General features: G+C 64.7%; 11 protein-coding genes. 4 read left to right on the forward strand and 7 right to left on the reverse strand.

Annotation, left to right across the window (positions count from 1 at the left end):
- Positions 1-110 precede the first annotated feature (110 nt).
- Entirely contained in the window at positions 111-1,145 is a 1,035-nt protein-coding gene (locus ASB58_RS09380) for an NADPH-dependent curcumin/dihydrocurcumin reductase (RefSeq protein WP_118130230.1), read from the forward strand.
- A gap of 27 nt (positions 1,146-1,172) precedes the next feature.
- On the opposite strand, the gene glpD is transcribed toward ASB58_RS09380, so the two are convergent.
- Positions 1,173-2,714 carry a glycerol-3-phosphate dehydrogenase gene (gene glpD, locus ASB58_RS09385; RefSeq protein WP_118130231.1) on the reverse strand — a complete coding sequence of 514 codons (1,542 nt, stop codon included), beginning with the start codon at positions 2,712-2,714 and terminating at the stop codon, positions 1,173-1,175.
- A gap of 191 nt (positions 2,715-2,905) precedes the next feature.
- On the opposite strand from glpD, the gene ybaK reads away from it, so the two are divergent.
- Both ybaK and glpK read left to right on the forward strand, forming a co-directional pair.
- A complete protein-coding gene (gene ybaK, locus ASB58_RS09390) occupies positions 2,906-3,376 on the forward strand; it encodes a Cys-tRNA(Pro) deacylase (protein WP_096004323.1) in 471 nt (156 codons plus the stop codon).
- A 34-nt stretch (positions 3,377-3,410) separates the two neighbouring features.
- Positions 3,411-4,892 carry a glycerol kinase GlpK gene (gene glpK, locus ASB58_RS09395; protein ID WP_118130232.1) on the forward strand — a complete coding sequence of 494 codons (1,482 nt, stop codon included), beginning with the start codon at positions 3,411-3,413 and terminating at the stop codon, positions 4,890-4,892.
- 251 nt (positions 4,893-5,143) lie between these two features.
- Here the strand turns inward: glpK and efeO are convergent, their stop codons facing one another.
- The 6 genes from efeO to moaB all read right to left on the reverse strand — a co-directional run bounded on the left by efeO (position 5,144) and on the right by moaB (position 11,388).
- On the reverse strand, positions 5,144-5,977 hold the full coding sequence (gene efeO / locus ASB58_RS09400) for an iron uptake system protein EfeO (RefSeq protein WP_118130560.1): 834 nt from the start codon (positions 5,975-5,977) through the stop codon (positions 5,144-5,146).
- Positions 5,978-6,009: 32 nt separating this feature from the next.
- Positions 6,010-7,332, reverse strand: coding sequence for an iron uptake transporter deferrochelatase/peroxidase subunit (efeB, locus tag ASB58_RS09405; RefSeq protein ID WP_118130233.1), 1,323 nt, complete (start codon positions 7,330-7,332; stop codon positions 6,010-6,012).
- 11 nt (positions 7,333-7,343) lie between these two features.
- The gene (locus tag ASB58_RS09410) at positions 7,344-8,471 is read right to left on the reverse strand and encodes a cupredoxin domain-containing protein (RefSeq protein WP_118130234.1); all 1,128 of its coding nucleotides are present in this window, start codon (positions 8,469-8,471) and stop codon (positions 7,344-7,346) included.
- A gap of 42 nt (positions 8,472-8,513) precedes the next feature.
- Entirely contained in the window at positions 8,514-9,350 is an 837-nt protein-coding gene (efeU, locus tag ASB58_RS09415) for an iron uptake transporter permease EfeU (protein ID WP_118130235.1), read from the reverse strand.
- Positions 9,351-9,646: 296 nt separating this feature from the next.
- Positions 9,647-10,852, reverse strand: a complete 1,206-nt coding sequence (locus ASB58_RS09420; RefSeq protein WP_235827266.1) for a molybdopterin molybdotransferase MoeA — start codon at positions 10,850-10,852, stop codon at positions 9,647-9,649.
- The gene (gene moaB, locus ASB58_RS09425; RefSeq protein WP_118130236.1) at positions 10,849-11,388 is read right to left on the reverse strand and encodes a molybdenum cofactor biosynthesis protein B; all 540 of its coding nucleotides are present in this window, start codon (positions 11,386-11,388) and stop codon (positions 10,849-10,851) included. Before moaB ends, ASB58_RS09420 begins: the two co-directional genes overlap by 4 nt.
- Positions 11,389-11,495: 107 nt before the next feature.
- On the opposite strand from moaB, the gene mobA reads away from it, so the two are divergent.
- Positions 11,496-12,104 (forward strand): molybdenum cofactor guanylyltransferase MobA, encoded by a 609-nt coding sequence (gene mobA, locus ASB58_RS09430; protein ID WP_118130237.1) that lies wholly within the window; start codon positions 11,496-11,498, stop codon positions 12,102-12,104.
- The last annotated feature ends 58 nt before the right edge of the window (positions 12,105-12,162 follow it).

Below are 12,162 nucleotides of genomic sequence, written 5' to 3' on the forward strand. Positions count from 1 at the left end.
TCAATGGCGCACCATCAAGCAAGCCGATACCGGCTTGACCCTCGCCTGGCACTGGCGCATTGTCGGCGGCACAGTCGTCGGCCGACGGCCCTGACCAGAGGACAACAACAATGCCCCAGACTTCCGACATCAATCGCCAGATACTGCTGGAATCCCGCCCGGTTGGCGCCCCTACCCAAGCCAACTTCCGCATGGTGGAAACCCCTGTCCCTGCCGTGAGTGCCGGGCAAATGCTGCTGCGCAACCGCTGGATGTCGCTTGACCCGTACATGCGTGGACGCATGAGTGACGCCAAGTCCTACGCCGACCCGGTACCGGTTGGTGGCGTAATGACCTGCGGCACCGTCAGCGAAGTGATCAGCTCCGAACTGGAAGGCTACGCTCCGGGCGACCTGGTCATGTGCTTTGCCTCCGGCTGGCAGGATTACACCCTCTCCGATGGCAGCATGGTATTTCGCCTGGACCGCAACATGCCCGAGCCCTCACAGGCCCTGGGCGTGCTCGGCATGCCCGGCTTCACCGGCTACATGGGCTTGACCGATATCGGCCAACCCAAGGTCGGCGAAACCGTGGTTGTCGGTGCAGCAACCGGCCCGGTCGGCACTGTCGTCGGCCAGGTCGCCAAGATTCTGGGCTGTCAGGTGGTCGGCATCGCCGGCGGCGCAGAGAAGTGCGAGTACGCCGTGAAGGAGCTGGGGTTTGACGCCTGCATCGACCACAAGGACCCGGCCATGGCCGAGAAACTGGCCGCAGCCTGCCCCAAGGGCATCGACGTGTACTTTGAGAACGTCGGCGGCAAGGTGTTCGACGCGGTCATGCCGCTGCTCAACGCCCACGCCCGCATCCCCCTGTGCGGCCTGATTGCCCAGTACAACGCCACCAGCCTGCCAGAGGGCCCCGATCGCCTGCCGCAGCTGATGCGCCTGATACTCAGCCAGCGTATCCGCATGCAGGGCTTTATCATCTTCGACAACTACGGCCACTGCTATCCCGAGTTCCTGAAGACCATGACGCCCTGGGTGGCCGAGGGCAAGGTGCGGGTGAAAGAAGACCGTGTAGAAGGACTGGAAAACGCCCCCGATGCCTTTATCGGCCTGCTCGAAGGGAAAAACTTCGGCAAGCTGGTGGTCAAGATCGCCGACTGATCTGTCAGCCGGTTCAGCTGGCGCCCGTCAACCGGCGGGCGCCCACTCCCACTCCCGGTTAGCCAGATAGCACGTTACCCGCGCGCGTTGAGCCTCGGTCAGGTGCAGGCCCAACTTGCTGCGGCGCCACAATAGCGTATCGGCATCCTCGGTCCATTCGCGTTCGCGCAGATAACGAATCTCGCGCTCGGTCAGCCCGGCGCCAAAGTCCTCCCCCATATCCTCGGCACAGGTCATCCCGCGCAGGAACACGCGACACAGCGTGCCGTAACTGCGCGCATAGCGCGTGCGCTGCGCCTCGGTAAGCCAGGGGTAGGTCTGCGCCAGTTCCGCCTGCAATGCCGCCTGCGTGTCGAAGTCTCCGCCGGCCAGCGCATGCTCGGCCGTCCAGGCTGGGCCTGCCGCCGGGAACCAGCGCTGCAGGCGGTCCAGCGCCTGCTCGGCCAGTTGTCGATAGGTCGTCAGCTTGCCGCCAAACACGGCCAGCAGCGGCGCCTGCCCCGGCTCGGCGTCCAGGGTCAGGCTGTAATCACGGCTGACCTCTGCCGCGTTCGCCGTGGCGCTGCTGATCAACGGGCGCACGCCGGCAAACCGGTGCACAATGTCCGACGCCCGCAACTGTCGCTTGAAGTGCGCGTTGACCACCTCCAGCAGGTAGTCGATCTCGGCCTGTTCCGGCTCCACCGACGCCGGATCACCCTGAAAGTCCACATCGGTGGTGCCAATCAGCGAGAAGACGCCTTCGTAGGGCAGTACAAAGACAATCCGCTGGTCCTCGTTCTGCAGGATGTAAGCCTCACTGCCGCGGTGCAGCTGTGGCACCACGATATGGCTGCCCTTGACCAAACGCACGCCATGCGGCGAGCGGGCATTGACCACCCGCTCCATCACCCGCGCCGCCCAGGGACCAGCGGCATTGACCAGCGCCCGCGCCAGCACGGTGCGGCGCTCGCCTGCCGCGCTCTCCAGCTCCACCTCCCACAGATCATTGCGGCGCCGCGCCGCGATGCAGCGGGTACGCAGACAGATCTCGGCGCCCAGGCTGGCCGCTTGCACCGCGTTGAGCGCCACCAGCCTCGCATCGTCAGCCCAGCAATCGGAATACTCGAATGCGTAGTCGATGATCGGATTAAGCACGCCCTGGCCGTTCAGCGCCTTGCCGGTGGAACCGGGCAGACTGGTGCGACGATGCAGATGGTCATACAAAAACAGGCCGGCGCGGAGCATCCAGCGCGGGCGCAGGTGCGGACGATGCGGCAACACAAAGCGCAGCGGCCAGATCAGATGCGGTGCCTTGGCCATCAACACCTCGCGCTCACCCAGTGCAGCGCGCACCAGGCCAAACTCGTAATGCTCCAGATAACGCAAACCACCGTGCACCAGCTTGCTGCTGGCCGAGGAGGTATGTGCGGCCAGGTCGTGCTGCTCACACAACAGCACCGACAGACCGCGGCCGGCCGCATCATTGGCAATGCCTGCACCATTGATACCGCCGCCAATCACCAGTAGATCCAGCACCGCCGTGGGCGTGGATTGGCGTCGTCGTTCCTCTGGGTGTGGCGAGAGCATGCAAGGTCCTTTTATCAGCGGTGCCTGAGCGCCCAAGGTGCGCCATGGCAACAACCCGTGGCGACCGGCGCTATCTGTTGTACAACGCCACGCAGCCAGCAGCAAGCTGGCGAGCGTGACCAGCCGCACAGAGCTTGGCCGATGAGCGCCTGCGGTTTAACCTTGCAGCATCACCCGGCAAAGATGACAACATGACGCCCGCAACCAAACTGCTCGACAAGGCCAAGGTGGCCTACCAGCTGCACCGTTACACCCACGACCCGCAGGCTGAATCCTACGGCAGCGAAGCCGCCGACAAGCTCGGGCTGGAGCACCGACGCGTATTCAAGACCCTGCTGGCCGCCAGCGAAACCGGTGAGCTGCTGGTTGCGGTGGTTCCCGTCTCGGACAAGCTGAACCTCAAGGCACTGGCCAGCGCCGCCAAGGTAAAGAAAACCGCCATGGCCGATCCGGCGGCCGCCCAGCGCAGCACCGGCTATCTGCTCGGCGGCATCAGCCCACTCGGCCAGAAGAAACGCCTGCGTACCTTTATTGATAGCAGCGCCGCAGACTGGGACAGTATTTTTGTCAGCGGCGGCCGGCGCGGGCTGGAAATCGAACTCAACGCCAGCGACCTGCAGGCCCAGACCAACGCTCAGCTATGCGAGCTGTGCCGCGACTGAACCCTACTCACAAGCATCCGACCAGGACACCAACATGGCCAAGCCGATCCTCGCCATTGACCAGGGCACCACCAGCAGCCGCGCCATTCTGTTTGCCGCCGATGGCAGCCCGCAGCACAGCGCCCAGCAGGAGTTTGCCCAGCACTTTCCGGCAGACGGCTGGGTCGAGCACGACGGCGAAGACATCTGGCAATCCACCCTCGCCGTCTGTCGTGAGGTCCTCGACAAGGCCGGCATCAGCGCCAGCGAGGTGGCCGGCATTGGCATTACCAATCAGCGCGAAACCACCTTGCTGTGGGATGCCGAGAGCGGCGAACTGCTGCACCACGCCATCGTCTGGCAGGATCGCCGCACAGCGGATTTCTGCGCCCGCCTCAAGGCAGACGGCCACGAGACACTGATCAGCGAGCGCACCGGCCTGCTGATTGACCCCTACTTTTCCGCTACCAAACTGCGCTGGCTGCTGGATGAAGTGCCCGACGCCCGAGCCCGTGCCAAACGGGGCGAGCTGCGCTTCGGCACTGTCGACTGCTTCCTGCTCTGGCGTCTGACCGGCGGCCAGGTACACCGCACCGACGCCACCAACGCCTCACGCACCATGCTGTTCAACATCCACACCCAGCAGTGGGATGAGGAGCTGCTGTCGCTGCTCGACATTCCGGCCAGTCTGTTGCCCGAGGTGATGGACAGCGCCGCCGACTTTGGCCAGACAGACGCCAGCGTGCTGGGTGCCAGTGTGCCCGTGTGCGGTATCGCTGGCGACCAGCAGGCCGCACTGATCGGCCAGGCGTGTTTCAGCCCCGGCATGGTCAAAAGCACCTACGGCACCGGCTGCTTTATGGTGATGAATACCGGCGACACGCCAATCCGCTCGCAGAACCGCCTGCTGACCACCGTTGGCTATCGCCTGAAAGGCCAGACCACCTATGCCCTGGAGGGCAGCATTTTTGTGGCCGGCGCCGCCATCCAGTGGCTGCGCGACGGCCTCAAGCTGATCCAGCACGCCGGCGAGACCGAAGCCCTGGCACGCCAGGCCGGCGACCACAACGGCGTCTACCTGGTACCCGCCTTCACCGGCCTCGGCGCGCCCTACTGGGACCCGGCCGCGCGCGGCGCCATATTCGGCCTGACCCGTGACACCGGGATCGCCCAGATCGTTGCTGCCGGTCTGCAATCCGTCTGCTTCCAGACCCGCGATCTGCTTGACGCCATGCAAGCCGACGGCGCCCAGAACACTGCCGCCCTGCGTGTGGACGGCGGCATGGTGATCAACAACTGGGTCGTGCAGGAGCTGGCCAACATCCTCGGCGTTACCGTCGATCGCCCCCAGGTCACCGAAACCACCGCCCTGGGCGCCGCCTACCTGGCCGGCCTGCAACTTGGCATCTTCAAGAACCTGGACGACATCGCCAGCCACTGGGCCTGCGAACGCACCTTCACCCCGGTGATGGCCGAAGAACAGCGCAGCGCGCTGTACGAAGGCTGGCTGGACGCAATCCGGCGGGTGCGAGAGTAGGCAGCACTGGATTCCCGCCTTCGCCGAAATGACGGATATGTGCATACCCGCCCCTCTGAATCCTCCCGCACCCGGTCATCCCCGCGAAGGCGGGGATCCAGATCGACGTCAGAGACAGCACTGAGCGTCCGCCTGCGCGGGAATGACGGTGGCGTGTTGTCGCCACGCTGGGTTAACCAGAAAACGTGGCGCACCCAGGCCCATGGACGCTACCTGCGCACCCACACCGCCAATGATGGCATCAGGTACCGTTAATCCAGCCCGAGCATCCCGCGCAGTGTGGACAGCTCCTCAGCCAGGACGGTGACCGGCCCGACCAATGCACGGCGATCGCGTTCGCTGACCTTGTCGTAGGTCTGGAAGCCTTTGCTGGCGTCGCCTTGGCTCAGGTGGTAGTTGGCCAAGGTGTCATCAAGCGCAGCAAAGTTGCTTTCGATACGCGCAACAAAGGCAGGATCGTCCTGCTCGACCAACGGTTTGACCAGCTCAAAGATTTTCTTGGAGCCATCCAGGTTGCCCTGAAAATCCCACAGGTCGGTATGGCTGTAGCGATCTTCCTCACCGGAGACCTTGGTCGCAGCCACTTCTTCCATCAGCGCGGCAGCGCCACCGACCACCGCTTCCGGCGGAAAGGTCAGCCCCTGCACGCGCTGCTCCAGGTCGTTCACATCGCTCATCAGGCGCTCGGCATAGGCATCCAGGCCCTCGGTGCTGCGCTCATGGAACAGGCCGTACTCCAGCCGGTGAAAACCGGTAAAGGTCGGGTCCTGCACGCCATGCTCGTAATCGTCTTCGCGAGCGTCGATGCTCGCATCCAGATCGGCGAACAGCTCGGCAATAGGCTCGATGCGCTCGTAGTAGACACGGCTGGGCGCGTACAGCGTCTGAGCGCGCGCAAGGTCACCGGCCTTGACTGCCTCGGTAAAGGCGCGGGTGTGCTCGGTAAACTGTTCAAGATTGTCGAGCACATAGAGTTTGTAATCGGTAATAGGCGCTACCAGCGCCTGCGGCGCGACGGCGGCCTGGGCCTGCAGCGCGCCCAGACTCAAAGCGGCGGCAAGCAGAACACGACGGGAAATCAGCATCTTGGTCTCCTGAAAGGTCGGATAAATATCAGTCACGCTTCACGGATTGCATCGGCAGCAGCCAGCATGCCGCTACCCAGAAAATCGCCAGCCTGCACGCCCGGCAGGGTAAAGAAGTAACCGCCGCCTACCGGCTTGATGTACTCCTCCAGCGGCTCGCCATCCAGACGCTGCTGCACGGTGATGAACCCCGCCTGCAGATCCGCCTGATAGGCAATAAACAGCAGGCCCATATCCAGCTGACCGTTGGCTTCGACGCCATTGGAGTAGTTGAACGGACGGCGCAGGATCAGGTTGCGCTCACTGCCGTGGGTACGCGGGTTGGCCAGGCGGATATGCGAGTCCAGCGGCGTCACGCTGCCGTCCGGGTCACCGGCATACTGCGGCAGGTCATGCTCGACACCGCCGTGCATTGGCGAGCCGCTGTCGCGACGCCGGCCGAAGATCGCCTCCTGCTCCTGCAGTGGCGTACGATCCCAGCGCTCGACAAAGTTGCGGATCAGGCGCACCGCCTGATAGCTGCCGTTGTGCGCCCAGGCCGGCTCAGCGTTATTGCGGCCGACCCAGACCAGTTGCTGCATCAGCGTGCGATCGTCCGCTGGCGGGTTGGCGGTACCATCGCGAAAGCCGAGAAAATTGCGCGCGCTCTCGGTCTGACCGTCCGGGCGCGGGGCCATGACCGGCACACTGCCCTCCTGCTTCCAGCGCACCATCAACAGGCCGGGGGTGTTCTTGATGATGTCGCGTAGCGCGTGAATGGTGGTGCCTTCGCTGTTGGCGCAGAACTGCAGCGAGATATCGCCGTGGCAACGCGCTGCGTCCAGCGCGTCATTCGGGAAGGCGGTCATACGATCCAGGTGCCGCGGCTTGACCTCAGCCAGGCCAAAGCGTTCATCAAACAGCGAAGCGCCAACCGACAGCGTAATGGTCAGACCGTCCGGGTCGATGGTCGGGCCAAGAATGCCGGAGTCGACCGGTGGATAGCGCGGGTCGCGCTGCTCGTAGCTGCCACCCCGGGTGAGAAAGTCAATCCGCTCACTCAGAGTACGCAGCAACTGCTCCAACCCGGCGCGATCGCGCGCCAGTACGTCAAAGGCCACCAGCATGCCCACCGCCGGGCGCGGTGTGGTGATGCCCTGCTGATGAGCGCCGTGCCAGGGATAGGCTTGGCCAGTGGTTGCGCTGGTCGGTGCATCGGCTACCTCGGCAGCGCGCGCCGGCTGACTCGCCAGCGCGCCGCCGCTCAGACCCGCAGCCGCAATACCGGCACCGGCGGCGCCAAGCCCCTGTAGAAAACGTCGACGATCCAGCCCGGCGAACGGGCAACCCTGGGATGAAGTGTCATGCTTACTCATGCAATGCAATCCTAATTGGCCGCTGCAAGCAGCGGGTTGACGTTGGCCAGCTGCGCCGCCAGCGCTTCGGTCAGCGGCAGTACGCTTGGCGCACTGCCCTCAGACATCTGTGCAGCCAGGGCCTGATTGGCCTCGGCCAGGTGCGCCGCCTGCTCCGGGTGCGCCTGTTGCAGCACGGGGACCACCAGACTCACGACCTTGTCCACGCCCTGCTGCAGACTCATCAGGTCAGCCAGCGCCAGCTCACTCAGCTGGGCCTGCCCCTGCTGCTGGTCATGCCAGGCCTGCAGCACGCGACCGGCACCGCGAGCCAGCTGCGGCGCGGGCACGCCCTCAGCGCGCAGGCGCTCGCGCAACTCAGCCACATCGTGATTAAGCTGCTCGGCTACAGGCAGCAATCCATCGAGGCTTTGCTGTTCGAACAATCCGTAAGCCAGACGCTGAAACCCCATGAACTCAGGATCCTGTTCGCGCTGGGCGAAGTAGTCGGCGCGGGCGTTGAGGCGCTGATCCAGATCGCTGAACAGGCCAACGGCCAGGGCCATCTGCTGATCCACCGTACGCGCCGCCCGATAGGCCTGCTGAGCGGCGCTCAGGTCACCGGCCGCAATCTGCTGCTGCAGCTGTTCAGCCGCCTTTGCCAGGGCGCGCCCACGTAGCGTGAGATACACCTGATATTCGGCCAGCGGCCCGATCAGCGCGCGGGCGGACACTTCCGTCACGCGCTCACTGCCATCGCCCTCGGTGACCGTCAGCGTGCCTTGGGGGTTGCTCAGCAGCCCGCAGGTCATCGCGTACTCACCGGGCGTCAGTTGTGCGCTCAGCTGTTGCCGCATGCCCGGCGCAATGTTCTCGCGCTCCTCCAGCACCATCACACCATCGAGAATCTCCCACTCGATAGCCCGCTCCGAGCCGTTGATGACGGTAAATCGCCGCTTACCCGCCGGCACCGAAATGGCATTGGGCACGCACCCTTTGGCGGTAACCGTCACCTCGGTACTGTCGGCGTGCGGTGCGGCAGACTTGCCGCCCAGCGAGACATAGAACAGCGCCAGCGCACCCAGCATCAGCAACGCGGCCGCGACCAGGCCGGCCCGCAGGGCCAGACGGCTGGGCGCAGAAACAGGAGAATCAGTCATCAGAAAACACTCGCAAGCAGTTGAAAAACAGACCTGAGCCAATCAGCCCCGAGCTGCAGAGGGCCCAGGCAGTGCCTGGGCAGGCGGCCAGAAGAAAGCGCACAGCGCCAGGGCCAAGTACCCGAGGTAGGCCACCAGCTCACTCACGCTGGGCGCCGGGTAATAGCCAAAGATGCCGGCAAACAGGCTGCCCAGCGCGGTATCCAGCGGTAGCCAGTCACTCAGATCAAAGACCACCGCCTGAGCGTGGTTCCACAGTCCCGCCTCGTGCAGCGCCCGCACCGAGCCGGCGAACAGCCCGGCGGCCACCAGCAGAATGAACAGCCCGGTCAGGCGGAAGAAGTACTTGAGGTTCAAGCGCAGGCTGCCGCGGTAGAAGGCCCAGCCCACCAGCGCCGCGCAGAGCACGCCGAGGAGCGCGCCCAGCGGCGCGCCATGGCTCTGACTTTGCTGGAATACCGCCAGCAAGAAGAAGATCGACTCCAGCCCCTCACGGGCTACCGCCAGAAATACCATGCCGATCAGCGCCCAGGTGTGCTGGCGGTCCTGGGCAAACGCCTGGTCCAGCGCCCCGGTCAACTCGCCACGCAACCCTTGGGCAGCGCGACGCATCCAGAACACCATCCAGGTCAGCATCGCCACAGCAACAAAGCCCACCAGGGCCTCAAACAGCTCCTGCTGGCGTTGCGGAAACTCGGCACTGACAAACTGCAAGCCCGCACCAGCCAGCAACGCCAGACTGACCGCCAGGAAAATGCCGATCCACACCAGCGGCATCCAGCTCGCGCGCCCCGTCTGGCGCAGGTAGGTCGCAATGATGCCAACGATCAGCGCCGCCTCGAGGCCTTCGCGCAGCATGATAAGAAAGGGGATGAACATGAATGAAGTCGCAGATGAGAATTGATACGCAACAATGATACCTGTAACAAAATATGTAACAAGCAGCAAAACCGTATCCGATACTGAAACACTGATTTCTCATCTGGCACTGCAAGGGAGGCATACAGTAGTAGGGGGACAAAGCCGCAGGCGTGTCCGCCGGTCGGCCTCAATGCTGACATCGATGGTTTGAGCGGGTGGACTAGGGCAACGCAGTCCACCAGAGCCACACCGCATCACTCTGTCCCGCGGCTACGGCTATGTCCGCCCTACCCGCCCAAGCGTGGACTCGGGGACTAACCGAGCAGCCCGGAGAACGGCAGATAGCGCACCAGGTCGCCCGCCGCAAAGGTCTGACCTGCCGGGACGCACAGCAGCCCGGTGGCCTGGCTGGCGCTGCTGAGCACGCCGGAGCTTTGATTGCCGGCCAGCTGCACCGCGCCCTGCTCTACTCGCGCACGCAGATACTCATCGCGACTGCCAGCCCGGTTCCAGGCGCAACCGGCGGGCAGCTCAAACTGGGCGGGGGCGGTCTCGAGCGCTCCCAGGCGGGTCAGCAGGTACGGGCGCACCAGCAACAAAAAGGTGACCAAGGTTGCCGCCGGGTTACCCGGCAAACCGAGCACGGGCGTGTCGGCGTAAGCCGCCAGGGTAAAAGGCTTGCCCGGCTTGATCGCCAGCTTCCACAGATCCACAGCGCCGCCCTCGCGCAGCGCCTGTCCCAGACAATCTGCCTCGCCAACCGAGACGCCACCGGAGGTGATAATCACATCGGCCTGTGCACTCAGCTCGCGCAGGCGCGTGTGGGTAGCAGCCAGGTCATCCGGCAGGATGCCGGCATCCAGCACGGTCTGGCCCAGGCCCTTGAGCAGCCCCATCAGGGTAAAGCGATTGCTGTTGTAGATCTGCCCCGGCGCCAACGCCTCGCCCGGCTCCACCAGCTCATTACCGGTCGACACCACCGCCACCCGCAGCGGCTGACGCACCGATACCTCGGCCAAACCGACCGAAGCGATTACACCCAGCTCTTGCGGGCGCAGGCGCACACCGGCGGCGATCACCTGCGCGCCCGCCACAATATCCTGTCCGCGCCGACGCACGTTCTGGCCGGGCACAACAGGCGCCTGCAGCTGCGCCACCTCTCCCTGCTGCGCCACGTTTTCCTGCATCTGCACCGCATCGGCACCGGCCGGCAGCGGCGCGCCGGTAAAGATGCGCGCACAGGTCCCCGGCTGCAGCGGCTGCGGCGCCATGCCCGCCATAATCCGCTGACTGACCGGCAAGCCACTCGCCATCGCCGCAGCCAGATCGCTGCTGGCCAAGGCATAGCCGTCCATCGCGCTGTTGTCCCAGGGCGGCACGTCCGCCGCAGCGACTACCGGCTCGGCCAGAACACAGCCCAACGCATCTGCCAGCGGCACCTTGACGACGGCCGTCGGCGGGTGCTCGGCCGCACTCGCCAGCAAGCGCTCAAGGGCGGTGGCGACCGGCATCAGACTCATGCGCGACGACCACACTGCTCGGCACTGCCCAGGTGCTGCACAAAGTTGCAGGGGCGTGTGCGGCTGTCCAGTTGCGGCTCCAGAATACGCGTCCAGGCGGTACGACAGGCGTTGGTCGAGCCCGGCATGCAGGCCACCAGCGTGCGGTTTGCCAGGCCCGCCAGCGCGCGGGACTGAATGGTCGACGTGCCGATATCTTCTACCGACACCTGACGGAACAGCTCGCCAAAGCCTTCCACCTGCTTGTCCAACAACGGGGCAATCGCCTCGGGCGTGCTGTCGCGACCAGTGAAGCCGGTCCCACCGGTAACCAGCACCACCTCGATCTCGGGGTCGGCAATCCAGGCCGACACCACCGCCCGGATACGATACAGATCGTCAGGATAAAGTTGCCGATCAGCCAGGTGATGACCGGCGGCCTGCAGGCTATCAGCCAGCAACTGCCCGGAGGTGTCGGACTCCAGCGTACGGGTGTCACTGACGGTGAGCACGGCGATATTCAGAGGGCAAAAGGGGGCGTCGGGCTTGCTGCGCATGGGTGGAATCCTTGTCGAAGATAAAATCAGGCAGGCGCGAACTGGTGTCATTGTCCGCTGCTTGCCGCGCTGTTATAACACAGGGCAACCTTGCACGGAGTCCTGCCATGCCCTACCCGATCAACCTCAGCGCACTGCTGCTGGCCGGCGGCCAAGGCAGCCGGCTGGGCGGTATCGACAAGGGGCTGATGGCCTATCATGGCGAGCCCGTGGCCGCCCATCTGAGCCGATTGCTGGCCTCGCTGAGCAATGAAGTGCTGATCAGCTGTAACCGTAACGCCGACCAGTACCAACAGTGGGCCGACCGGCTGGTCAGCGACCCGCAACCCGACTACCCCGGTCCGCTGCTGGGCATTCTCAGCGCACTGCGGGTCGCGCGCGGCAGCCATCTACTGGTCGTGCCCTGCGACATGCCGCGACTGGACGCGCCGCTACTGCGAGCGCTGGTCGCGCTGGCCTGCGAGCACCCCGAGCGGCCCATCGCGCTGCAGAGCGCAGAACAGTTGCAGCCGCTGATCTGCATTTTGCCGCGCAGCCTGCTCAACACGCTAGAGCAGGCCTGGCAAGCCGGCCAACGCAGCCCGTATCGCTGGCTTATCGAACAGCAGGCAGTCACCCTGACCATTGCCGCAGACGACCCGCGCCTGCTCAACGCCAACACCCGCAGCCAATGGCACACCCACCTTAAACGCCACAGCCCCCAGCAACGGCGCTAACGTCCAGGCCAAGCGGTGGGCAAACCTGCGGCCTGCCCACCCTACAAAGGACCGCAAC

The sequence above is a fragment of the Pseudomonas abyssi genome, from assembly GCF_003444685.1.
GTDB classification, from domain to species: domain Bacteria; phylum Pseudomonadota; class Gammaproteobacteria; order Pseudomonadales; family Pseudomonadaceae; genus Halopseudomonas; species Halopseudomonas abyssi.